The following is a 20,456-nucleotide window of genomic DNA, read 5'->3' as shown; positions in this document are numbered from 1 at the left end:
GCGCATAACGCGGCACGCGTTATCCGCCCTACACTGACTCCAGCCATCGACTCCGCATTAAGGTTCGTCCATGACCTCGGTACGCCTGCCTTCCATCGACCGCCTGCTGCGCAGCCCGGCCTGCCAGCCGCTGCAGCAACGCTATGGCCGTGAGGCCCTGCTCAAGACCCTGCGCGACCTGCTAGACGAGCTGCGTGACCCCGCGCGCCATGGCCAACTGGCAGCAGTCGAGCTGGAAGAGTCCGTGCTCGCTGGCCGCGCCGGCGAACGCCTCGCCGCGCACCACGCCAGCCGCGTGCGCCGGGTGTTCAACCTCACCGGTACCGTGCTGCACACCAACCTCGGCCGCGCGCTGTTGCCGGCGGAGGCCATCGAAGCCATCACGATGGCGGCGCGCTACCCGCTCAACCTCGAATTCGACCTCGCCACCGGCAAGCGTGGCGACCGCGACGACCTCATCACCGGGCTGATCCGCGAGCTCACCGGCGCCGAGGCCGTCACCGTGGTCAACAACAACGCCGCCGCCGTGCTGCTGGCGCTCAACAGCCTGGGCGCGCGCAAGGAGGGGATCATTTCCCGTGGCGAGCTGATCGAGATCGGGGGCGCCTTCCGCATCCCCGACATCATGTCCCGCGCCGGGGTGAAGCTGGTCGAGGTCGGCACCACCAACCGCACCCACGCCAAGGATTACGAAGCCGTCATCGGCCCGCGCTCCGGGCTGCTGATGCGCGTGCACACCAGCAACTACAGCGTGCAGGGCTTCACTGCCAGCGTGCCGACGCCGCAACTGGCACAGATCGCCCACGCCCATGGCTTGCCGCTGCTGGAGGATCTGGGCAGCGGCACCCTGGTCGACCTCACCCGCTGGGGGCTGCCAAAGGAGCCAACCGTGCAGGAAGCCCTGCGCGACGGCGCCGACATCGTCACCTTCAGTGGCGACAAACTGCTCGGCGGTCCACAGGCCGGGCTGATACTCGGCAGCAAGGAACTGATCGGACGGATCAAGAAGAACCCGCTCAAGCGTGCCTTGCGCGTGGACAAGCTGACCCTCGCCGCGCTGGAGGCCGTGCTCAATCTCTACCGCGACCCCGACCGCCTCGCCGAGCGCCTTACCAGCCTGCGCTTGCTCAGCCGGCCGCAGGCCGATATCCGCACCCAGGCGCAACGACTTGCGCCGGCCTTCGCTGCGCTGCTTGGCGATCGCTGGAGCGTCAGCGCCGTGGATGCCCTGGGCATGATCGGCAGCGGCGCGCAGCCGGTTGCGCGGCTGCCCAGCGCTGCATTGTGCCTGCGACCGAACCAGCCCAAGCGTCAGCGTGGCCGCGCATTGCTCGACCTCGAAGAGCGCCTGCGCTGCCTGCCCATCCCGGTGCTCGGCCGCATCGACGACGACGCGCTATGGCTCGACCTGCGTCAGCTCGACGACGAGCCCGGTTTCGTCGCGCAACTGCCGATGCTGGCCGAGGGCGAGGCGTGATCGTCGGCACCGCCGGGCACATCGACCACGGCAAGACGTCCCTACTGCGCGCCCTCACCGGCGTCGAAGGCGACCGCCGCCCGGCCGAGCGCGAGCGCGGCATCACCATCGACCTGGGCTATGTCTACGCAGAGCTCGGCGACGGTGCGTTGACCGGCTTTATCGATGTGCCGGGGCACGAGCGCTTCGTCCACAACATGCTCGCCGGCGCCAGCGGCATCGACCTGGTGTTGCTGGTGGTCGCCGCCGACGACGGCGTGATGCCGCAGACCCGCGAGCACCTGGCCATTGTCGAACTGCTCGGGATACGCCGCGCCATCGTTGCGCTGACCAAGGCCGACCGCGTGCTGTCCGAGCGGGTAGAGCAGGTCACGGACGATCTGCACGAACTGCTGGCCGCCGGGCCCTTTGCCGGTGCACCGGTCATTGCGGTTTCCAGCGTCAATGGCGAGGGCATCGACATCCTGCGCGACGCTCTTCGCGAGGCGGCCCGCGAGACTCGCGAGCTGACGGCGAACGGTGGATTCCGCCTAGCGGTGGATCGCGCGTTCAGCGTCAGTGGAGCGGGCATCGTCGTCACCGGAACGGCCTTCGCCGGCAGCGTTCAGGTCGGCGATGAGCTGTTGCTGGGCACTGCCGGCCGCCGCGTTCGCGTGCGTGGCCTGCATGCACAGAACCGCGAAGCGCAGCAGGCCCACGCCGGCCAGCGGGTGGCGGTGAATATCGCCGGCGAGCGGCTGAGCCTCGACAAGATCCACCGCGGCGACTGGCTGATCGCCCCGGAGCTTCACGCACCCACTACGCGCATCGATATTGACCTGCAGTTGCTGCCCAGCGAGAGCCGTGCCTTTGCACACTGGACGCCAGTGCATGTCCACCTTGGTGCGCAGGACGTCACCGGCCGTGTCGCACTACTGGAAGGCGAGCGGCTGCAGCCTGGCGAACGTGCCTTCGCGCAACTGGTGCTGAATGCGCCCAGCCATGCCGTGCACGGCGACCACCTGGTGCTGCGTGACCAGTCCGCGCAACGCACCCTTGGCGGCGGCCGCGTGCTCGACCCGTTTGCCCCGGCGCGCAACCGGCGCAGCCCGGAGCGCCTGGAACAGTTGCGCGCGCTGCAAGGCGACAGCCTCGAAGGTGCCTTGCCGACCCTGCTGGCGCACGCCGGCAATGGCCTCGATCCGGCGCTCTTGGCGCGCCAGTTCAATCGCCCGCGCGAGGGCTGGCAACTGCCCTCCGCACTGGCCGAGATCAACACGCGGCTTGGCGCTCGGCTGTTCGCCGCCGAGCGCTGGTCCGCGCTGCAGCAGCAACTGCTCGATGCCCTGCAACGCTTTCACGCCGAAGCCCCCGACGAACTCGGCCCCGACCGTGATCGCTTGCGCCGCTACGCTTTCTCTTCGCTGGAACGGCCGGTCTTCATCGCCCTGCTGGAAAGCCTGCTGGCGACCGGGCAGGTTGCCAGCAGCGGTCCCTGGCTGCACTTGCCGGATCACCGGGTACAACTGGTCGAGGCGGACGAGAAGCTGCGTGAACGCCTCTGGCCCTTGTTGCTGGCGGGCTCCTTCGACCCGCCCTGGGTACGCGACCTGGCGCGGGAACTGGGGGAAGAGGAGGCCGACGTGCGCCTGCTATTGCGCAAGCTCGCCCGCCTGGGCCAGCTGCACCAGGTGGTGAAGGACCTGTTCTACCCCGAACAGGCCCTGCGCCAACTCGCTGGCCACGCCCTGCAACTGCGCGACGAAGCCGGCATCATCCGCGCCGCCGCCTTCCGCGACCGCATCGGCATCGGCCGCAAGCGCTGTATCCAGTTGCTGGAGTACTTCGACCGCATCGGCTTCACCCGGCGCTTCGGCAATGAGCGACGGATCAGGGAGGATTCGGCGCTGGCGCAGGGCACGTCCGACGACAATTCCTGACTATTGGTCGGAAGCGGATTCCGCTGAACAGGGGGGATCGCCTACAGTGAGGTGGGTATATACGAGGTATATACTTTTTCATCACCAGGTAATTCCCCCATGAGCAAAGAAGCCGTATTCACCATGAAGCTCGAACCCGAGTTGCGCGCCGAGTTCATGGCCGCCGCCGAGGCGGCTCATCGCCCTGCGTCTCAGGTCATGCGCGAACTGATGCGGGATTTCATACGCCAGCAGCGCCAGGCTCAAGACTACGAGGAGTATCTGCAGGCCAAGGTCGAGGCGGGGCGTGCTTCGATGGCTGTGGGAGACGGGCGTTCGGACGAAGAAGTCGAGGCGGTATTTGCGGCGCTTCGATCAAGGGCAACCCAGCGTAAATGAAGGTCTTCTGGACGCGGGATGCCCAGCAGGATCGTCTCGATATCTGGGAATACCTTGCCTCCGAGAACCCAGGCGCTGCCGCGCAGTTGGACATCCTTTTCAGCACTACCGCCGCCAGGCTCAGGAGCTTCCCGATGATGGGCAAGCCCGGCCGAATTCCCGGCACGCGTGAGCTGATTCCCCATGAGAGCTACCGGCTCGTCTATCAGATCGAGGCCGACGCTCTGTGGGTTCTCGCACTGGTGCACACATCCAGGATGTGGCCTCCATTGAGCGAGGATCGACGCCATCAACAGTGAGCCGCGCGGTTAGCGCCAATGCTTGTTTGGTACCGCCGAAGAGGCCTTCTGAACACTCTATCCCCGCGTCCTTCGATAGCCTTGTTCTCTTGCGGGAAGTGGGCCCAATGCGTTCCTGGCTGATTCGGCGGTTTATCACCGACAGCTGACCGCCGCCTTGCCGGGCATGGGCGGGCGTTAGCGTGATGGCAAAACCTGATCCACCCGTTGCACGAGGTAGTCATAGAACGGGTTGGACGTCACGCGCTGGAACAGGTCCAGTCCGACGATCAGTACGCCCCGCTCACCGCGGGGCGTGAGGGTGCCCAGGTGGATGCCGAAGTCTTCCGATGGGTCCGGGTGCTGGCCATACAGCGCATCGTTGGGCGGGAAGGGCAGCGCCACGTGGGACAGGGAGAACAGGTCCGATGGGTAGCTCGCCGCCAGCGGCTGGCTCTCCTGTCGCTGGCTGTGGGCAGGCGTATGCAGAGCTGCAACCTGGCTGCCCAGCGGGCTGTTGGAGATTACCGTCAGGTCGTAGTTGCGCTGGCGCTCCGGCAGCAGGCGGTCGCCCAGTGTGGCCATTTCCGGGCGCAGCAGTGGGCCGTAGTTCAGCGAGCGGTTGAGGTCGAACAGCACCAGTTCGCTACCGTTGTCCGGCAGCCGGTCGTACAGGTTGCTGATCACCGCTGGAGTGCTGACGGTGCTATCGGCCAGGGACTGGAACGTGAGGATCGATGGCAGGCGAGCGAGGCTGCCGCGGCGATTGGCGCTCTCCAGACTGCGCTGGACAGCGTCGGTCAACTCCACCGTCTGGCGTGCTGCGGCGATGGGGAAGGAGTTGTATTTGAAGGGGTTGAACTCCGGGAGTACGTTGAGCCACGCCGCCTTGGCGAAGGCCGGCAATAGCGCTGGCAAACCGGCGAACCCGGCGAACTGGGCGTAACGGGTGACGCCGATCATCGGCGAGATCAGCACCAGTTGCTTCGGCATGACCAGGCTCGCGTCGTCCAGTGCATCCAGGCTGTACTTCATCGCCAGTGCGCCACCGTTGGAGAAGCCCACCATCAGCAGCGGTGCGCCCTTGGGCAATCGCGCTGATGCCTCGCGCACAGCCAGCCGGGTGGCGGCCATCCAGTCTTCCCAGTCCGCATCGGTCAGCCCGGCGGGTACCGTGCCGTGGCCCGGCATGCGGATCGCGATGACCACGAAACCCTGTTGCCGCAGGTGCTCGCCCAGGTGGCGCAGGCTATAGGGTGAATCGGTCAGCCCATGCAACAGCACTGCCGCGCCGCGCACTTCGCCGGCTGGATGCATCTCGTAGGAACGGTTCCAGTCGGTGGCGAAGTGGCCGGGGTAGACCTCGCTCTTATCGAAATAGCGGTTGTAGGCCACCCGCTCGAAGGGCTGCAGGCTGGCCGCCATTTCCTTGCGCATGGCCTGCATGAGCCTGTCTTCGGCGGCCAGGTAACCGGTCCAGTCCAGGTGGTCGATTTCGTTGCTGCGCAGGTCGTTCGGTACCCAGGTATGCCAGGGCTCCAGCGGCGGGATGTTGCGCAGCGCGGCGACCCGCAGCCCCAGTGCCAGTACGACGATGGCGAGGATGACGATGACTACCCAGAGCAGTGCCCTGGTGAGTTTGGCGTTCAGCATGGAGTTCCCTTGTCAGCGTGCGGGACAAGCATAGAGCCCCAGGCGCCACAAAGTCCGCCAGTGGCTCAAATGGCCGCGATCGCTTCGGCATAAGCGGAGTTGCCGATGCCCACCTGGGCCCAGACGGGGCGCGTCTCGTTGCCCTGGCGGTCGTATTGTTCGTCCGCATCCCACAACGTGATGATCTGGCCGGGGAACAGGTATTCACTGTCGGTGAATTCGTGGGCGCCGGAGTCATCCGTCGAGGCGATCAACGAGAACAGATCGCCGGCTGACAGCGAAAACACGTCCACACCCTGGTAGCGAGCGAGGTATCGCTCGTTCTGGGAGATACCGATGAACCAGACCAGCCCTTGCTCATCGCATTCGGCCTGGATCGCCGCCTGGCAGAAGTAGTCCGTTGGCCCGTTGGACGATTCCAGCGGGAAACCGGCGGCAGCCAGCGCGTCGCGCGCCATGGCTCGCGTGTCGCCCAGACAGACCGGGCCGATGCCCTGATGTGGGCAAATCTCGAGGATAGGTAGAGTGGGCTTCATGCCGTTATAGCTCCCTGGGTTACTGCTAGCGAGGTTAGAGCACGGGCAGCCAGATTGCCGTCTTTTTCTGGCCATTAAATAGCAATTTGATTGTACTTGGCCATATTTGTATGACGGACTGCGGGGAATGGCGTCACGTTCCAGCCAGCGCTGCGGCATCACTGCGCTGGCATCCAGCGTGGCAACAATGGCAACATCCGGGCTCCCGCTTTCGCCGCTGCATTTGCGCAGCCGGCTTCTGACCAGGGAAGGCAATCACGCCCGGTGGCGTGGCCGGGCTTCAAACCCGGTGGGGGACGGCAGCCGTTCCTGGGTGAGTTCGACTCTCACTGCCTTCCGCCAATTCCCCAGTTTCGACTTCTTCCGCCCTCGGCACAGGCTGAGCAGGCATGAGCTATTGTCTGCCTGGGATCATCAAGGCTGCGCCGTCAGGAGGGCTCTGGCCATGGTCAGGCTGGACCAGTTCACCGAAGAGCACCTGGAGTTGGGCGATCTTTGGCGGTTGCAGGATGGGCGACGGGAAGAATGTTTTCTGATCCCGCTGATGGCGACTCAGGCCGGGCAATTGGGCCCCTTGCTTGTTCGCGCATTGTTTCGATTACCGTCCGGTGCTCAGCTACAGGGCTTGATGGCTTATGACGCAGAGCGCGATGACGTCTACGCGCTGCAGGTGCTGATTGGCGGAGAAAGTTTCTCCTTCAACAAGTACCTGCCGGAAGTGTCCTTCGAAGAAGTACTGGCGCTGGCTGATCGTCTGGGCGTCGGAGCGGGTGGGGTCCTGCCCGTGCGTTACAGCGTTGTACGGGGCGCCATGCCCATTCGCGACGGCCGCTTTACTCTGTGGATCGGTTGTTAACGAGTGGTCGCGCAGCCCCTGCGCCGCCGCCACTCATCGACCACCGCGCCCATGTCCGCTGGCGCGCCGCTGCGTATCCAGGTCATGAAGGCGCGGTCGAAATGGAAGTCGTCGCCGCAGTGCTGGGTCATGAAGCGGCGGACGTTCTGGGTGTTGCGGTAGTGGCTATCCAGCGGGGTCTGCCGGGTGATCGGGGCGCTGTGCCAGTCGAAGGCCATGGCGTCGATTCCTGTGCCTTGGGGAGTTGCCGTTATAGCGCACTCGGCAGCCGCTGGCGCGGTCTGCCGAGGTGTTGCGACGTCACTGGCCCCACATCATCCGCTGTTGCTGCGCCGAATAATCGTCGCTTTGCAGGCGCACGCGGGTGGGCTGGCGTTCGAGGTTGTCTTCGCCGAAGGATTCGCGCACGGGCGATTCGATGGCACCGAAGTGGTTGTAGTGCGGGGCGTCGGCGCAGCCGACCAGGGTGAAGCAGGCGAAGGTGACCACGGAGAGCTTGAGCATGGGACTTCCTCCTGAGGGGAGCCCCGAGCTTCGGCCGGCTGGATTAACGGCGGATTAACGCCGGCTGTCCGGTCCCTGGATTTCGCCGCCGTGGGCTGCGTCGCCGTCGCGGTGGTGCTCCGGCGGGTTGAGCGCGCGCCCCAGTATCTGCGCGACGACCTCGTCCTTGCCTTCGGTGTAGGCGTCGCGGTCGGTGGGGAAGCGCTGTGCCAGGTCGTGTTTCACCTGCGCGTAGAGTCGGGCGTCGTCGGGGTGGGTGCGCAGCCAGTCGCGGAACAGCAGTCGCCGCGAGGCTTCGTTCAGCTCCATGACGTGGACATGATGGGTGCGCCCGCTGCCCAGCGGCGGCATGCCTTTGACGAAGAACAGTCGCGAGGTGTCGGGATTCTCCGCCCAGTACTGATAACCCAGCACTTGCAGCGGTTCGATGAGCCGGTGCGGGTCGCTGCCCGGCGGCGGCAGCAGGAGGATGTCGATGATCGGCTTGGCATCCATCCCCGGTACGGCGGTGCTGCCGATGTGCTCGATACCCAGACCGGGGAGCTCGACCTGTTGGGCGATGGCGGCGGCTTCCTCGGCGAATCGTTGTGGCCAATGGGGATCGGCTGCAACGACTTCGATGCGGTCGTCTTCGGCGTTGCTCCAGCGCTGGCCGTCGAATTCGGGGGCTTGCGGGCTCATGTGGAAACTCCGGCGATAGCGGTGGGAGGGCGAGGATTGGAGGCTGATCGGGCCGACGGAGTTCCGAGTCAATCCTGCAGGAGCGCCCCGTGGTCGCGATCGCGGCATCACCCTCTCCTGCAGCTCAAACCAATCAATCCAGCACGTTATGCAGCACTTCGTAGATGACGCCGGTGGCGATGGTCACCAGCAGCAGGTCGGTGCCTGCCTGCTGCCACTCGTAGCCGTCGTAGTGGGGCAGACGGCCGATCAGGCGACCGTCGAGCTTCTTCGCGATGCCTGGTGGCAGAGGCTTGCCGCGCGCGAGGTTCTTCTGGATGCCCGGCGGTAGCGTGGCGCCCGGATTCCAGTAGTTGCGGTTGTCGTTGAGGATGACCTGCACGCCGCTGACGTCGATGCTCGGGCCGTCGCCCTGCCAGTTGTTGCCGCCCTGGCCGGCGTTGCCCCGATTGCCGTGCTGAGCGTTGTTGCCGTGCCCCTTGTTCTTGCCCGGGTCGGCCAATAGCAGTGGGCTGCTACCCAGCAGCGTGAAGCCGATGACGGCAGCCAAGAGGGTGTTGAGTCTGGACATATCCGTGTTGCTTCCATGTTTAAGTTCCTGTGAGGTACAGCGTAGCCGTTATGACGCTACCGCGGCAGCGATGGAGTTGGCACCGGCGTGCTGGCATTTCGTCGGCAGGCCCCGAACTGCGGGGGCTGCAGCAAGTCATACAGGTATCTCAACCCCCCGCCCCTGGAGGCGATAACAAGATGAAAATGTCCCTGGTTGTTGCGGTAGCCTGTGCATTCGCACTCGGCACGACAGCCTTGCTGCCCGCCGACCTCTCGCCGATCGGTTCGGTCTATGCCAAAGGCGGTGGCGGTGGCGGTGGTGGAAACGGTGGTGGTAATGGCGGCGGTCACGGCGGTGGCAATGCCGGCGGCAACGGTGGTGGCCATGGCGGCGGCAAGGGCGGCCCCGGCGGTAACCACGGCAGCAACAGCAATGGCGCGAACGATGGCGGCGAGCATGCCGGCAAGGCCACCCGCGACCATGGCCTGAGCGGTAATCACTACGGCAGCACCAAGAACGACAGCAAGGGCCACGGCCAGACGACTTCCTCGGTGGCGCATTCCAAGGACACCCGTGGCCTGTCCAAGGCGACGGCGATTTCCGCGACGACGCCGGGCACCCACAACACCAAGGGACTGGACGGCGCTGGCGACAACTCCAGCAAGCACGACGACGATTGATTTCCCGCGGCCAGGGAAGGCCGCTATCGCTTACTGCACCGGGAAATCGAAGTAGGTCTTCGGGTAGGGCTCGGCCTTCAGGGTGTAGTGCCACCACTCGGCGCCATAAGGCTCGAAGCCGTGGCGCAGCATGGCCTGGCGCAGGGTTTCTCGGTTGCGCGTCTGCTGCACGCTGACCAGCGCGGTGCCGTGATGGGAGATGGGCCCGAAGAAGTCGAACGGGCTGCCCATGTCCAGTTCTTCCCCGGAGCTGGAGTCCACCAGCGTGAGGTCGACGGTGCTGCCGCGGGAGTGGCCGGAATGCTTAGCGATATAGCCGTCGCGGAACAGTGCAGGCTTGTCCAGCGCGGGGTAATAGCGGGCCTTCTGGCGAATGTCCTGCGGGTCGGCGGCCCAGCGGCGGAACTCATCCACGGCGCGCTGCGGGCGATAGCCATCGAAGATCTTCAGTGCCAGGCCGCTCAGGGCGACGTCCTTCTCCACCGCCGCCAATGCGCTGGCTGCTTCGCGGGTCAGGATGATCCGCGCTTTCTGGTAACCGTCGATGGGCTCGCCGACGAAGTTGTCGGCGCCGGCGTAGCGCACCTCATAGCGCGCGGATTTCAGTACCTGGTCGAGATAGACGAAGCCGTCCTGCGTGGGCTGGTCTGCATACAGTGCCGGGCTGGCCAGCAGGCAGAGCAGTAGCGCGAGGCATCTGCCTTCCCGGCTCATGGGCGCAGCGCCTGGACCCCGTCGTCATCCGGGTCGAAATTGTCCAGGTGCATGCGCTGCTCGAAGGCTTTCAGCGCGGCCTCGCCGTACAGGAAACGGCCACGGGCGCTGGCCCAGTCGTCGGGCTTCAGGCGCACCATCCAGCCCTCGCCGTAGCAGTCCTGGTTGATCAGGCCGGGGCGACGCACCACGGCTTCGTTGCTGGCGAGAACGGTACCGTCCAGCGGGCTGCGCGCCGAGGAAGCAGCCTTGGCGAACTCCACCACGCCGAAGCTGCGGTCGCAATCGATGTGCCAGCCATCGCGCTTGGGGGTGAAGGCGAATATCTGCCCGTAGATCGCACAGCCGTATGAGGTGAGGCCGAGTGTGACGGCGCCGCTTTCTTCCTCGCGCAGCCAGAGGTTGTACTCGGGGGCGTAGAGCAGCTGATCCGGGAATTCGAGGCCGTGCAGTTTCACAGGGTCAGTACCCGGTCATACTCGAGGATCATGCGCGCCATCTCGCCGCCGCTGGCGATCTCGTCGACCTCTTCGATCAGTCGGCTCTCATCGATGCTGATACCCGGTGCGCGGCACATCAGCAGGCGCGCGCCGGCTTCCTTGGCCTGCTGGATGAAATGGCTGATGGGCTCGCCACCCTCCGCGGCATAAAGGTGATCGGCGATGTCCTGAAAGGCCAGGCGCGTGCCTTCGCCACTGAGGAACAGGGTGACCTGTGCGTCCATGCAGGCCAGCAGCGTGGCGGTGTAGAAAGGCGCGGCGCAGCGCGCCGGGGTGCTCGGGCCGCTGCTGACGATGATCAGCACCCGCTGGACTTCAGGCGTGGACAAGGGATTTCTCCAGTTGGACCAGGGCGACGCGCCGGCCTTGCGGGTCGGCGCGCTCGACGATGCCCTGCGGCCGATAGCCCAGGCGTGCGTAAAGCAGCAGGCCGGCGGCGTTGGCGTTGAAGCAGGACACTTTCATGACCTGTGCCTTGTACTGGTCGCGGGCGAGATGCTCCATGACCTCGATCAGGTACTGCGCCACGCCGCTGCGCCGTGCCCACGGCGCGACCATCATGTTACCCAGCGCGCAGGACTCATTGGCTTGCCACTGGTAGAAGTTGGCGAAGCCTGCGACCCGGCCATCGAGCAGCGCCACGGTGCTTGCGCGCCGTTCGGCCATGGCGGCGGCGAGCTGGCCGATGGTCAACGGCCAGCTCGCCTTGGGGTAGCAGTAGAAGAGTTCGTCGGCGTCCCGGGGAAAGCCGACCACCTCGCCGAGGTCGTCGGCGAGGGCGGGGCGGTGTTGCAGGGCGGGTTGCTTCACGTGCTCACCAGACTCAGTGCGGCGGGTACTGGGCGATGATCTTCTGCACCGTCTCGCGGATTGCCGCTTCGCGCTCGGCGGGCGTCGGTGGGCTGCTGCGCATGATCTGCTCGCCGCTGCCGCGCCAGACCAGCTTGCCGTCCTTGCCGTCGAGCATGTCGACCTGGATGGTGGCGACCTTGTAGGTCACGCTGCGGGTCTCGGCCATGGGCGGCGGGCCCCAGTAGCCACCCCAGTAACCGCCCCAGTAGCCGCCGGTGTAGGTGGTCACCTGGTCCTGGCGCTGGTCGACGATCAGGTAGGCGCGGATCTTCACATCGCCCGGGTTGCCGTCCTGGGCCTTGCGCAGGCCGCGCTGGTCGAACTGGTCGGCAACCGCATCGCTGATGCGTTGCTCGGTGAGGTCGCTCTTGATGCGTGGGTCATCCGGGCGGTATTCGAACGCTGGCTGAGCCCAGCTCCAGGTCTGGTAGCGCGAGAAGTCGCGGGTGGTGTCGTAGTCGCGGCTGACACTGGTGGTTTCGCAGGCGGCGAGGCCGAGCAGCAGGCCTAAGAGCAGCAAACGGCGGATCATGGTTGGATTACTCCTGACAGAGCTTTCATCCAAGCGCAGAGTCCGCGCAAAGGCAAGCGGCAGAGGGGTCGCGGCGCGAAGGATGAATTCTGGCAAGGTTTCCGGCCAGCCGGCGATCAGCCCGGCGGGTAACCGTCCATGGCCTTGCGCGCGGCTTCGCGCAGCGCGCGGGCCTGGTCGGCCTGGCTGCTGCCGTCTTCGTACTCGGCGCTGCCGCTCCATACCTGCTGGCGGTTCTGCGCATCGAAGAGCGCGATGTGCACCACGCTGACGGTGACCACGTAGGTGCGGGTGACCGGGTAGGAGGCGCCGTAGCCGCCATACCACGGGTCGTTCCAGCGGCCGTAGCCGCCGTAGTAACCGCCGTTGTAGTAGTCGGTGGTCTGGCGGGTGCGCTGCTCGCTGGATAGATGGGCGCTGACGGTCAGGTCCGCCGGCGTATTCGGGCGAGCCGGGCGCAGGCCGCGCTGATCCAGTGCCTCACTGACGGCATCCTGCAGCGGGCCACCGAAGCCGGTGCCGTCCATCCAGCTCCACGAGCGGAAGCGCCCGTAGTCCAGCGGCGGCGCGGGATAGCTGCCCGGATCGAGACCGGGATTGGCCGCCTGCGCGGGGGCCGGAGGCATCGGCAGCGAGGTGGCGGTGTAGGGGTTCTGGCCCTGGCAGGCGGCGAGGGCGGCGAACAGTGGCAGGACCAGCAGATGACGCAGCATGACGGACTCCCGCACGCTCACTTCGATTGGCGTGCGCAGTGGCAACTATGCACCTAATCCTGTGGCCGGCACAGCCAGTGCAGGTAGCGGCCGAGGCCGGCGAAGGCAGGATGTCGACGGTATTGCAGTTCCATCTCCACCAGGTCCAGCGGCTCGGCCTTGTGCTGGAACTCCACCGGCATGTAGTCGTGGAACACCCGCACGCCGCTGCGCGCCTCGATGCTCCAGTGACCGGCCATGGCGGCCTCCAGTACGCGCGGATCGAGCGGTTCCTGCGGGGTCAGGCTTTGGCCCTCGCCGGCGAAGCGGTTCTTGCGCAGCTTGCGGAAATGCCCCTTGAGCAGGTTGCGGTAGATCAGTGCATCACGGTTGTAGAAGGCCAGGGACAGCCAGCCATCGGCGCGGGTCAGTTGGTGCAGCACGGGGAGGATAGCCAGCGGCTCGGCCAGCCACTCCAGCACCGCGTGGCAGACCACCAGGTCGTAGGCCTCGTTGAGCTGGCCGAGCAGGTCCTGCCAGGGAGCCTCGATGAAGGTGGCGTTCAGACCCGCTTCCTCGAAACGCTGGCGCGCGGCCACGAGCATCGGTGCGGCCGGTTCGGCGAGGGTGACTTCATGGCCGCGCCCGGCCAACCACAGCGACATGTGGCCCAGGCCCGCGCCGATGTCGAGTACCCGCAGCGGGCGATCGGGCAAGGCTTCGGCCAGGTCGGCCTGGAGCACGGCGAGGCGGATGGCGCCCTTGGCGCCGCCGTAGATCTTCTCGGCAAAGCGGGTGGCCAGTTCGTCGAAGTGACGGTCGCCGGTCTTCGGGGATTCGCTCACTTGGCGCCTCCTTCGATGAAGCGCCGTTCGCTGTCGGCCAGCTTGGCGAGTACCGCCTGGTTCATGTCGATGCCCAGTTCTGCGCACATCAGCAGCAGGTAGAGCACGATATCGCCGACCTCCTGGCCGGCGTGGGCGAGTTTCTCCGGTGGCAACTGGCGCGATTCGTCCTCGCGCAGCCACTGGAAGATTTCCACCAGTTCGGCCATTTCCACGCTGGCCGCCATGGCCAGGTTCTTCGGGCTGTGGAAGCGACTCCAGTCGTTGTGGTCGCGGATGGCGTGCAGGCGTGCGGTGATGGCTTCGAGGTTCATTGCAGATGGGGCTCCAGCGTCAGCCCCATAGCTTCAAGCCTGGCGCTTCAAACGTCCAGCGGGCCCCAGCTGCCGGCCATATGCGGCAGGTCGTCCCTGCCGCGCAGGCTGAATTGCCCGACAGGCGCGGGCTCGCTGGCCAGCAGGGTGACGGAGGAGGGCAGCAGGACGGGCTTCTGGAAGCGCACATCGACCCGATAACCGGCGGCCGGCAGGCGCTCGCCCAGGGCGGCCAGGCTGCGCGCCTTGTTCCACAGGCCGTGGGCGATGGCGCGAGGGAAGCCGAACAGTTTTGCGCTGGCAGCCGACAGGTGGATCGGGTTGTAGTCGCCGGCGACGCGGGCGTAACGCCGGCCGATGTCCGCCGGGCAGTTCCACGCGTCGATCTGCTGCAACGGCAACTCGGCCTCTTCGTGGCGCGCCGCTGGCGAGCCGTCCAGGCGCATGCCGCGGAACAGGATGCGGCTGTCGCCTTCCCAGAGCAGGCCGAGCTGGTCGTGCAGCTGGGTGATGATGCTGAAGGTCACGCCTTTCTCGTGGGGCTGCAGGTCCACCACCCGCACGCTGACGTTGAAGGGGCCCAGCCCGCCCAGCGGCCGCAACACGCTGATACGGTTTTCCAGGTGTACCAGGCCCAGCAGCGGGAACGGGAAGCTCGCGTCGGTGAGCAGTCCCATCTGCAGGCCAAAGGCGAGGATGTGCGGATAGGTAGGCGGCAACAGGTGGTTATCGGTGAAACCGCAGACCTTGCGGTAGCGCTCCAGCTGCTTCGGGTCGACCGTGACCGGGCAGCGCACGCCGCGGGTTGGCAGGCTGCGGCCACGCACGCCACGGCGCAGCGCCGCGCGAACGAACAGGCCGGTGAGGGCGGGTGGGGCGGACAGGTCGAGCCAATCGCGGGGCATCGGGTATCTCCTGAGGGGCATTCATTCAGCTTAGCCAGTGCTCGGCCCCAGGCATTGGCCGTGGCAACGCGGCGCGCGGCAGGCAAGTCAATCTGACCCGCCATTGCCTGGATATTTCCCTCAACCTGCTTCCTGATTCTCTTGAGGGGCGATAAGAAAGCTGCCTAAGATGGGCCCGCCCCATGGATAACTAGAAAAAACACCATGCGTGATCTGACCGACGATGTGGCGCTGATGCGCCCGGTGATCGACGCCCTGCGCGCCAGCGGTACCGACCCCGACCGCGTGCTGGCCCGCGTCGGCCTGCCCGCTGGCAGCCTGCCTGCCGGACGATTCCCCCACAGCGCTCAGAACCTGTTCTGGAAAGCCGCCGCCGAAGAGTGCGGCGAAGAGCATGTCGGCCTCTACCTGGCCGGACACCTGCCCGCATTCCATGGCTTGCTGCTGGAATACCTGTTCCTGTCCAGCGCCACGTTCGGCGAAGGGTTGCGCCATGCCCTGCGTTACGTGCGCCTGCTCTCCGACACCCTCAACGCTCGCCTGGAAGTCGAGGGCGAGAAGGCCGTGCTACTGCTCGGCCACAGCGCCGGGACCAACCGGCACTTTCCCGAAATGCTGGCCGGTGCGGTCGTGCGCCTGTTCCACGCCCTCACCGAAGGTGACTTCAAGCCCCACGAAGTGCAGCTGATGCATGCGGAAGGCGCGCCGGCCGGGCGTTACCGTGAAGTCTACGGCTGCCCCGCCGTGCTGGGGGCCGAGCGTTATGCGTTGGTCTTCGACGCCGCCGTGCTGGACAAGGCCTCGCGCCATGCCGCCCCCGAGTTGCTGCGCATGCACGAGTCGCTGGCGCGCCGGCAACTGGCGGAAGTGGAACGCTTGGACCTGGTGCGCAAGGTACGCGAGCTGATCGGCGTGCTGCTGGTGGATGGCGGCGCAACGCTGGAACAGGTCGCCGCGCGGCTGGACATGCCGGCCCGCCGCCTGCGCGAACGCCTGGCCATGGCGGGAGTGCGTTTCAATGACCTGGTGACCGACTACCGCTGTCGCCTGGCCAAGGAGCTGCTGCTCAAGACCGACGAGCGCATCGAGGTGATCGTCGAGCGGACCGGCTTTTCCGAGCCCAGCACCTTCTACCGTGCCTTCAAGCGCTGGGTCGGCGAGACCCCCGTGGAGTTCCGCCGCCGCGGTCGCCCGCAACAGCCGGCGGAGTGATCGAACCCTTTCGAGCCCGCCTGTGGATAGGCTTTGCCGGTCAGTCCCACCTTGGAATCACCGATGCAAAGCCGAATCCGCCACGCCTTCCTGCTGTCCGCCGCTCTGTTGTCCGCGCCCTGCGCCTTTGCGGGAGAAATGGGCGAAACGGCATTCTCCCGCCTGGATGCCAACGGCGACGGTTACATCGAGGCCAGCGACATGGCGCCGATGCGCGTGCGCATGTTCCACCGGCTGGACCGTAATCAGGACGGCTTGCTGACCCGCGAGGAAGTGACGCCGCCAAATCCCAGCGTGCAGGTCTCGCCCAATGCCATCGCCTGGCCGGACCATGACGGTGACGGCAAGGTCAGCCAGGCGGAGTTCATGACCCAGGAGCCGGCGTTGATCGTGCGCGCGGACCGCGATGGCGACCACCGGGTGAGCGCGGAGGAGTTTCGCGAGTTGATCGCGGCGCGACATTGACCGGCCGGCGCGACAGATGACCGGTTTGATGGCTGGATCGAGAGCATGGCGGGGCAGGGGAGAGCGGCTTTATGGAGGGCGAATAACGCGCCAGCGTTATCCGCCCTACGGCCTGTGGCGTGGTTCGTAGGATGGGTGGAGCCCAAGCGATACCCATGCTGTTGCAGGGATTGGTGGGTATCGCTTCGCTCCACGCCATCCTGCAGATGGAGTCAATTGGAGCGGATCAGGCGCCCAGCAGACTCTGCCCACACACCCGCAGCACCTGGCCGCTCACCGCGCCGGAGCCCGGCTGGGCGAACCAGGCCACCGCTTCGGCGACGTCCTGCGGCAGGCCGCCCTGGCCCATGGAGTTCATCCGTCGGCCGGCCTCGCGAATGGTCAACGGGATGGCGGCGGTCATCTGGGTTTCGATGAAGCCCGGTGCCACCGCGTTGATGCTGATGCCCTTCTTGCCCAGCGCCGGCGCCCAGGCCTGCGCCAGGCCGATCAGGCCGGCCTTGCTCACCGCGTAGTTGGTCTGGCCCATGTTGCCGGCGATGCCGCTGATGGAGGCGAGCAGCACCACGCGGCCATCGTCATGCAGCTTGTTCGCGTCCAGCAGGGCCTGGGTCAGCACCTGCGGCGCCTTGAGGTTCACCTCGATCACCGAATTCCAGAACGCTTCGCTCATCTTGGCGACGGTCTTGTCGCGGGTGATGCCGGCGTTGTGCACCACGATATCGACGCCATCGGGCAGCGCCGCCACCAGTTGCTCTCCAGCATCAGCGGCGCAGATATCCAGCGCCACGCCACGGCCACCCAGGCGCGCGGCGAGGGCGTCGAGCGCGTCCTTGGCCGGTGGCACATCCAGCAGCACCACCTCGGCGCCGTCACGGGCCAGGGTCTCGGCAATGGCCGCACCGATACCGCGAGCGGCGCCGGTCACCAGTGCGCGCTTGCCCACCAGCGGGCGGCTCCAGTCCTGCACCTGCTTGTCGTAGGCAGACAGGCGCACGACCTGCCCGGAGACATACGCGCTCTTTGGCGAAAGGAAGAAGCGCAATGCACCTTCGAGCTGGTCCTCGGCTCCCTTGCCGACATACACCAGTTGCACGTTGCCGCCGCGGCGGATTTCCTTGCCGAGCGAGCGGCTGAAGCCTTCGAGGCTGCGCTGCACGCTGGCGGCGATGGGGTCTTTGATCGATTCCGGCGCGCGGCCGAGGATCACCACGTGCGGGCATTTATCCAGGCCCTTGAGGGCGCCCTGGAAGAAGGTGCGCAGTTCGATCGTCTGCTCGAAACGGGTCAGGCCGCTGGCATCGAAGACGATGGCCTTGAGCTTGGGGCCGTGCTCGGCGGTCCAGCGCGGCAGGCCGTACTGGCCGTCGCTGAAGGCGAAGATCGAATCGGTCAGGCGCTCGGCGAAGGGCAGCACGGCCTCGTTCAGGTTGCCCTCGCCACCGAGCAGCAGCGCCCCATCCACCGGCCGCGTGCGCCCGGCGCTCCAGCGCTCCAGGCGAACCGGCGCAGGCAGGCCGAGGGCGCCGACCAGGCGGCGGCCGACGTTGGAGTTGGCGAAGGCAATGTAGCGATCGGTCATGGAACGGGCTCCTGAACGGATTCTCTAAAGTGCTGACCACTCTACGCAGGCAGGGGTTCGACGCAATTGACCGCGCTGACCTGCGCAACGGCGGGGCGGCCAATGCGACACAAGCGGCTAAGGTTAGCCTTGACCGCACTTTAACGCTCATCCATCCAGGAGCTCTGCATGACCCAATTGCGCCGGGTCGCCATCGTCGGCGGCAACCGTATTCCCTTCGCCCGCTCCAACACCCTGTACTCCACGGCGAGCAACCAGGAGATGCTGACCTCCGCGCTGGACGGCCTGATCGAGCGCTACAAGCTGCACGGCGAGCGCCTGGGCGAGGTGGTCGCCGGCGCAGTGCTCAAGCATTCGCGCGACTTCAACCTGACCCGCGAGTGCGTGCTGGGCACGCGCCTGGCGCCGGAAACTCCGGCCTATGACATCCAGCAGGCCTGCGGTACCGGCCTGGAAGCGGCGATTCTCGTGGCCAACAAGATCGCCCTCGGGCAGATCGACTGCGGCATCGCCGGCGGCGTGGACACCACCTCCGATGCGCCCATCGGCGTCAACGAAGGGCTGCGCAAGATCCTGCTGGAAGCCAACCGCGGCAAGTCCAACGCCGAGAAGATCAAAAGCCTGCTGAAGATCCGCCCGCGCCACCTGATGCCGCACATCCCGAAGAACGGCGAGCCGCGCACCGGGCTGTCGATGGGCGAGCACTGCGAGCTGATGGCGCAGACCTGGGCCATCCCCCGCGACGAGCAGGACAAGCTGGCCTACGAGAGCCACCACAAGCTGGCCGCCGCCTACGACGAGGGCTGGCAGAACGACCTGATGACGCCGTTTCGCGGCCTGGTGCGCGACCAGAACCTGCGCCCGGATATCAACCTGGAAAAGATCGGCACCCTCAAGCCGGTGTTCGAGAAGGGCCCGCGCGGTACCCTGACGGCGGCCAACTCCACGCCGCTGACCGATGGCGCTTCCGTGGTGCTGCTGGCCAGCGAGGAGTGGGCGAAGGCGCGGGGCCTGCCGATCCTGGCGTACTTCAAGGATGGCGAAGCAGCGGCGGTGGACTTCGTCGGCGGCCACGAAGGCCTGTTGATGGCGCCGGTTTACGCAGTGCCGCGCCTGCTGGCGCGCAACGGCCTGACCCTGCAGGACTTCGACTTCTATGAAATCCATGAAGCCTTCGCCGCCCAGGTGCTGTGCACCCTCAAGGCCTGGGAAGACGCGGACTACTGCAGGGAGCGCCTGGGGTTGGACGCGCCGCTGGGTTCCATCGACCGCAGCAAGCTCAACGTGAAGGGCAGTTCGCTGGCAGCCGGCCACCCGTTTGCCGCCACTGGCGGGCGCATCGTCGCCAACCTGGCCAAGCTGCTGGATGCCGCCGGCAAGGGGCGCGGGCTGATCTCGATCTGCGCCGCGGGCGGCCAGGGTGTGACCGCGATCATCGAACGGTAATCCAATACAACGGGGCGGCCCTCTTCGCCGCCCCGCGATGTAGCAACTCCGTGACTTCAGGCGGCACCGCGCGAGCGGCGCCGCCTTTTTTTATCCTACGAAGAGCAGAGCGTAGGGCGCATAACCTGGAACAGGTTATCCGCCGATAGGGGAGTGGCGGATAACGCTGGCGCGTTATGCGCCCTACGAAACTGCGAGAGAGCTGTAGGAGCGAGCTTGCTCGCGAATACCGGTTACGCCGAAGTTCGGGCTGCTCGCGAGCAAGCTCGCTCCTACAGAAAGGCGGCGAGCGGGGCCTCGCCAGGTCGCTTCCGTAGGAGAGAGTCTTCCCCCTGCAATTGCCTTCTAGAAAGGTCCTCAGCCACCCTGCAACATCGCCGGATGGATTCGCCGGGAGAAGGGCGTGGAGAGCACCAGTGAAGTCTTGCTGGTGCCGAACTGGGCGAGGCGGTCGATCAGCTCTTCCAGTTCCTGGGTGCAGCTCACCGCCACCTTGAGCATCACGCAGGCTTCGCCGGTGATGCGGTAGCAGTCGATGATCTGCGGGATTTCCAGCAATGGGTCGAGCATGGTCTTGCTGCGATGGTCGTTCAGGCGCAGTTCGATCAAGCACTGGATCGAACGGCCCATCTTCGACAGGTCTACGCTGGCGTGGTAGCCGGTGATCACGCCTTCGGCCTCCAGGCGCGCCACGCGGTCGGCCACGGCGGGAGGCGAGAGGTTGATGCGTCGGGCCAGTTCGGCGAAGGACAGGCGGCCGTCTTCCAGCAGGGCGGCGAGCAGGGCGCGGTCGTATTTGTCCATCAGTCTTGCCTCGGCATTCGGGTTAAAACAGATTCAACGGAAAATGACCGGAAAATCCATCGATTGAAAAGTGTTACG

26 protein-coding genes and 1 tRNA gene are annotated in these 20,456 nt (G+C 66.1%); 10 read left to right on the top strand and 17 right to left on the bottom strand.

The genetic code is table 11. The annotated features are described in order from the left end of the window. The first annotated feature begins 70 nt into the window (after positions 1 to 70). From selA to PNI01S_RS15760, 4 genes are all read left to right on the top strand, one after another. The gene (gene selA, locus PNI01S_RS15775; protein WP_084358570.1) at positions 71 to 1,477 is read left to right on the top strand and encodes an L-seryl-tRNA(Sec) selenium transferase; all 1,407 of its coding nucleotides are present in this window, start codon (positions 71 to 73) and stop codon (positions 1,475 to 1,477) included. Then, the gene (selB, locus tag PNI01S_RS15770; protein WP_084358569.1) at positions 1,474 to 3,396 is read left to right on the top strand and encodes a selenocysteine-specific translation elongation factor; all 1,923 of its coding nucleotides are present in this window, start codon (positions 1,474 to 1,476) and stop codon (positions 3,394 to 3,396) included. Before selA ends, selB begins: the two co-directional genes overlap by 4 nt. A gap of 99 nt (positions 3,397 to 3,495) precedes the next feature. Then, positions 3,496 to 3,774: an antitoxin of toxin-antitoxin stability system gene (locus tag PNI01S_RS15765; RefSeq protein ID WP_084358568.1), complete on the top strand. Its 279-nt coding sequence runs from the start codon at positions 3,496 to 3,498 to the stop codon at positions 3,772 to 3,774. Then, positions 3,771 to 4,073, top strand: coding sequence for a type II toxin-antitoxin system RelE/ParE family toxin (locus tag PNI01S_RS15760; protein WP_084358567.1), 303 nt, complete (start codon positions 3,771 to 3,773; stop codon positions 4,071 to 4,073). Before PNI01S_RS15765 ends, PNI01S_RS15760 begins: the two co-directional genes overlap by 4 nt. A gap of 177 nt (positions 4,074 to 4,250) precedes the next feature. Here the strand turns inward: PNI01S_RS15760 and PNI01S_RS15755 are convergent, their stop codons facing one another. Together PNI01S_RS15755 and PNI01S_RS15750 are read right to left on the bottom strand one after the other, a co-directional pair. Beyond that, on the bottom strand, positions 4,251 to 5,705 hold the full coding sequence (locus tag PNI01S_RS15755; RefSeq protein ID WP_084358566.1) for an alpha/beta hydrolase: 1,455 nt from the start codon (positions 5,703 to 5,705) through the stop codon (positions 4,251 to 4,253). A 65-nt stretch (positions 5,706 to 5,770) separates the two neighbouring features. Then, positions 5,771 to 6,241, bottom strand: a complete 471-nt coding sequence (locus PNI01S_RS15750) for a hypothetical protein (protein WP_084358565.1) — start codon at positions 6,239 to 6,241, stop codon at positions 5,771 to 5,773. A gap of 246 nt (positions 6,242 to 6,487) precedes the next feature. Between PNI01S_RS15750 and PNI01S_RS15745 the strand changes: the two genes are divergently transcribed. Both PNI01S_RS15745 and PNI01S_RS15740 read left to right on the top strand, forming a co-directional pair. Beyond that, positions 6,488 to 6,583: transfer RNA gene (locus PNI01S_RS15745), tRNA-Sec, on the top strand. 103 nt (positions 6,584 to 6,686) lie between these two features. Next, positions 6,687 to 7,097, top strand: a complete 411-nt coding sequence (locus PNI01S_RS15740; RefSeq protein WP_024766189.1) for a hypothetical protein — start codon at positions 6,687 to 6,689, stop codon at positions 7,095 to 7,097. On the opposite strand, the gene PNI01S_RS15735 is transcribed toward PNI01S_RS15740, so the two are convergent. From PNI01S_RS15735 to PNI01S_RS15720, 4 genes are all read right to left on the bottom strand, one after another. Beyond that, positions 7,094 to 7,315: a DUF6434 domain-containing protein gene (locus tag PNI01S_RS15735; protein WP_024766190.1), complete on the bottom strand. Its 222-nt coding sequence runs from the start codon at positions 7,313 to 7,315 to the stop codon at positions 7,094 to 7,096. The two genes, PNI01S_RS15740 and PNI01S_RS15735, sit on opposite strands and share 4 nt — an antisense overlap. Positions 7,316 to 7,397: 82 nt before the next feature. Next, on the bottom strand, positions 7,398 to 7,601 hold the full coding sequence (locus PNI01S_RS15730) for a hypothetical protein (RefSeq protein ID WP_024766191.1): 204 nt from the start codon (positions 7,599 to 7,601) through the stop codon (positions 7,398 to 7,400). A 54-nt stretch (positions 7,602 to 7,655) separates the two neighbouring features. After that, the gene (locus PNI01S_RS15725) at positions 7,656 to 8,282 is read right to left on the bottom strand and encodes a GrpB family protein (RefSeq protein WP_024766192.1); all 627 of its coding nucleotides are present in this window, start codon (positions 8,280 to 8,282) and stop codon (positions 7,656 to 7,658) included. A 133-nt stretch (positions 8,283 to 8,415) separates the two neighbouring features. After that, positions 8,416 to 8,853, bottom strand: coding sequence for an anti-virulence regulator CigR family protein (locus PNI01S_RS15720; protein WP_024766193.1), 438 nt, complete (start codon positions 8,851 to 8,853; stop codon positions 8,416 to 8,418). A 179-nt stretch (positions 8,854 to 9,032) separates the two neighbouring features. Between PNI01S_RS15720 and PNI01S_RS28455 the strand changes: the two genes are divergently transcribed. Continuing rightward, positions 9,033 to 9,515 carry a hypothetical protein gene (locus tag PNI01S_RS28455; RefSeq protein WP_084358564.1) on the top strand — a complete coding sequence of 161 codons (483 nt, stop codon included), beginning with the start codon at positions 9,033 to 9,035 and terminating at the stop codon, positions 9,513 to 9,515. A gap of 30 nt (positions 9,516 to 9,545) precedes the next feature. Here PNI01S_RS28455 and PNI01S_RS15710 read toward each other — a convergent pair whose 3' ends face one another. The 9 genes from PNI01S_RS15710 to PNI01S_RS15670 form a co-directional block, all read right to left on the bottom strand. Then, positions 9,546 to 10,229, bottom strand: coding sequence for a M15 family metallopeptidase (locus PNI01S_RS15710; protein WP_083196177.1), 684 nt, complete (start codon positions 10,227 to 10,229; stop codon positions 9,546 to 9,548). Next, complete coding sequence (locus PNI01S_RS15705; protein WP_084358563.1) at positions 10,226 to 10,687, bottom strand: glycine cleavage system protein H; 462 nt, start codon at positions 10,685 to 10,687, stop codon at positions 10,226 to 10,228. Before PNI01S_RS15705 ends, PNI01S_RS15710 begins: the two co-directional genes overlap by 4 nt. Next, positions 10,684 to 11,058, bottom strand: coding sequence for a DsrE family protein (locus tag PNI01S_RS15700; protein ID WP_024766197.1), 375 nt, complete (start codon positions 11,056 to 11,058; stop codon positions 10,684 to 10,686). Before PNI01S_RS15700 ends, PNI01S_RS15705 begins: the two co-directional genes overlap by 4 nt. Continuing rightward, entirely contained in the window at positions 11,045 to 11,539 is a 495-nt protein-coding gene (locus PNI01S_RS15695; protein ID WP_037017383.1) for a GNAT family N-acetyltransferase, read from the bottom strand. The genes PNI01S_RS15700 and PNI01S_RS15695 overlap by 14 nt, the downstream gene beginning before the upstream one ends. A gap of 13 nt (positions 11,540 to 11,552) precedes the next feature. Beyond that, positions 11,553 to 12,113, bottom strand: coding sequence for a DUF4136 domain-containing protein (locus tag PNI01S_RS15690; RefSeq protein ID WP_037017378.1), 561 nt, complete (start codon positions 12,111 to 12,113; stop codon positions 11,553 to 11,555). 116 nt (positions 12,114 to 12,229) lie between these two features. After that, a complete protein-coding gene (locus PNI01S_RS15685; RefSeq protein WP_084358562.1) occupies positions 12,230 to 12,826 on the bottom strand; it encodes a DUF4136 domain-containing protein in 597 nt (198 codons plus the stop codon). A gap of 53 nt (positions 12,827 to 12,879) precedes the next feature. Then, on the bottom strand, positions 12,880 to 13,650 hold the full coding sequence (locus PNI01S_RS15680) for a methyltransferase (protein ID WP_084358561.1): 771 nt from the start codon (positions 13,648 to 13,650) through the stop codon (positions 12,880 to 12,882). Next, positions 13,647 to 13,964: a nucleotide pyrophosphohydrolase gene (locus tag PNI01S_RS15675; RefSeq protein WP_024766201.1), complete on the bottom strand. Its 318-nt coding sequence runs from the start codon at positions 13,962 to 13,964 to the stop codon at positions 13,647 to 13,649. The genes PNI01S_RS15680 and PNI01S_RS15675 overlap by 4 nt, the downstream gene beginning before the upstream one ends. 47 nt (positions 13,965 to 14,011) lie before the next feature. Then, positions 14,012 to 14,869, bottom strand: a complete 858-nt coding sequence (locus PNI01S_RS15670) for a MaoC family dehydratase (RefSeq protein ID WP_084358560.1) — start codon at positions 14,867 to 14,869, stop codon at positions 14,012 to 14,014. 204 nt (positions 14,870 to 15,073) lie between these two features. Between PNI01S_RS15670 and PNI01S_RS15665 the strand changes: the two genes are divergently transcribed. Both PNI01S_RS15665 and PNI01S_RS15660 read left to right on the top strand, forming a co-directional pair. Then, on the top strand, positions 15,074 to 16,081 hold the full coding sequence (locus tag PNI01S_RS15665) for an AraC family transcriptional regulator (protein ID WP_084358559.1): 1,008 nt from the start codon (positions 15,074 to 15,076) through the stop codon (positions 16,079 to 16,081). A gap of 63 nt (positions 16,082 to 16,144) precedes the next feature. Further along, the gene (locus tag PNI01S_RS15660; protein WP_084358558.1) at positions 16,145 to 16,546 is read left to right on the top strand and encodes an EF-hand domain-containing protein; all 402 of its coding nucleotides are present in this window, start codon (positions 16,145 to 16,147) and stop codon (positions 16,544 to 16,546) included. A gap of 226 nt (positions 16,547 to 16,772) precedes the next feature. Here the strand turns inward: PNI01S_RS15660 and PNI01S_RS15655 are convergent, their stop codons facing one another. Beyond that, positions 16,773 to 18,128 carry a 3-oxoacyl-ACP reductase gene (locus PNI01S_RS15655; protein WP_084358557.1) on the bottom strand — a complete coding sequence of 452 codons (1,356 nt, stop codon included), beginning with the start codon at positions 18,126 to 18,128 and terminating at the stop codon, positions 16,773 to 16,775. 168 nt (positions 18,129 to 18,296) lie between these two features. Between PNI01S_RS15655 and PNI01S_RS15650 the strand changes: the two genes are divergently transcribed. Next, positions 18,297 to 19,574: an acetyl-CoA C-acetyltransferase gene (locus PNI01S_RS15650; RefSeq protein ID WP_037017360.1), complete on the top strand. Its 1,278-nt coding sequence runs from the start codon at positions 18,297 to 18,299 to the stop codon at positions 19,572 to 19,574. A gap of 357 nt (positions 19,575 to 19,931) precedes the next feature. On the opposite strand, the gene PNI01S_RS15645 is transcribed toward PNI01S_RS15650, so the two are convergent. Continuing rightward, positions 19,932 to 20,378, bottom strand: a complete 447-nt coding sequence (locus tag PNI01S_RS15645) for an Lrp/AsnC family transcriptional regulator (protein WP_065085495.1) — start codon at positions 20,376 to 20,378, stop codon at positions 19,932 to 19,934. Between the last annotated feature and the right edge of the window lie 78 nt (positions 20,379 to 20,456).

It is taken from the genome of Pseudomonas nitroreducens NBRC 12694 (assembly GCF_002091755.1).
GTDB classification, from domain to species: domain Bacteria; phylum Pseudomonadota; class Gammaproteobacteria; order Pseudomonadales; family Pseudomonadaceae; genus Pseudomonas; species Pseudomonas nitroreducens.
Note: the sequence above shows the minus strand (reverse complement) of the source record. Positions and strands in the feature narration are given on the sequence as shown.

Coding starts and splice junctions, on each gene's coding strand:
- PNI01S_RS15725 (WP_024766192.1), bottom strand. CDS start 8,282: ATGAGCCCGCAAGCCCCCGAATTCGACGGCCAGCGCTGGAGCAACGCC.
- PNI01S_RS15765 (WP_084358568.1), top strand. CDS start 3,496: ATGAGCAAAGAAGCCGTATTCACCATGAAGCTCGAACCCGAGTTGCGC.
- PNI01S_RS15750 (WP_084358565.1), bottom strand. CDS start 6,241: ATGAAGCCCACTCTACCTATCCTCGAGATTTGCCCACATCAGGGCATC.
- PNI01S_RS15760 (WP_084358567.1), top strand. CDS start 3,771: ATGAAGGTCTTCTGGACGCGGGATGCCCAGCAGGATCGTCTCGATATC.
- PNI01S_RS15685 (WP_084358562.1), bottom strand. CDS start 12,826: ATGCTGCGTCATCTGCTGGTCCTGCCACTGTTCGCCGCCCTCGCCGCC.
- PNI01S_RS15690 (WP_037017378.1), bottom strand. CDS start 12,113: ATGATCCGCCGTTTGCTGCTCTTAGGCCTGCTGCTCGGCCTCGCCGCC.
- PNI01S_RS15650 (WP_037017360.1), top strand. CDS start 18,297: ATGACCCAATTGCGCCGGGTCGCCATCGTCGGCGGCAACCGTATTCCC.
- selA (WP_084358570.1), top strand. CDS start 71: ATGACCTCGGTACGCCTGCCTTCCATCGACCGCCTGCTGCGCAGCCCG.
- PNI01S_RS15735 (WP_024766190.1), bottom strand. CDS start 7,315: ATGGCCTTCGACTGGCACAGCGCCCCGATCACCCGGCAGACCCCGCTG.
- PNI01S_RS28455 (WP_084358564.1), top strand. CDS start 9,033: ATGAAAATGTCCCTGGTTGTTGCGGTAGCCTGTGCATTCGCACTCGGC.
- PNI01S_RS15655 (WP_084358557.1), bottom strand. CDS start 18,128: ATGACCGATCGCTACATTGCCTTCGCCAACTCCAACGTCGGCCGCCGC.
- PNI01S_RS15675 (WP_024766201.1), bottom strand. CDS start 13,964: ATGAACCTCGAAGCCATCACCGCACGCCTGCACGCCATCCGCGACCAC.
- PNI01S_RS15720 (WP_024766193.1), bottom strand. CDS start 8,853: ATGTCCAGACTCAACACCCTCTTGGCTGCCGTCATCGGCTTCACGCTG.
- PNI01S_RS15665 (WP_084358559.1), top strand. CDS start 15,074: ATGCGTGATCTGACCGACGATGTGGCGCTGATGCGCCCGGTGATCGAC.
- PNI01S_RS15730 (WP_024766191.1), bottom strand. CDS start 7,601: ATGCTCAAGCTCTCCGTGGTCACCTTCGCCTGCTTCACCCTGGTCGGC.
- PNI01S_RS15710 (WP_083196177.1), bottom strand. CDS start 10,229: ATGAGCCGGGAAGGCAGATGCCTCGCGCTACTGCTCTGCCTGCTGGCC.
- PNI01S_RS15755 (WP_084358566.1), bottom strand. CDS start 5,705: ATGCTGAACGCCAAACTCACCAGGGCACTGCTCTGGGTAGTCATCGTC.
- PNI01S_RS15670 (WP_084358560.1), bottom strand. CDS start 14,869: ATGCCCCGCGATTGGCTCGACCTGTCCGCCCCACCCGCCCTCACCGGC.
- PNI01S_RS15660 (WP_084358558.1), top strand. CDS start 16,145: ATGCAAAGCCGAATCCGCCACGCCTTCCTGCTGTCCGCCGCTCTGTTG.
- PNI01S_RS15645 (WP_065085495.1), bottom strand. CDS start 20,378: ATGGACAAATACGACCGCGCCCTGCTCGCCGCCCTGCTGGAAGACGGC.
- PNI01S_RS15740 (WP_024766189.1), top strand. CDS start 6,687: ATGGTCAGGCTGGACCAGTTCACCGAAGAGCACCTGGAGTTGGGCGAT.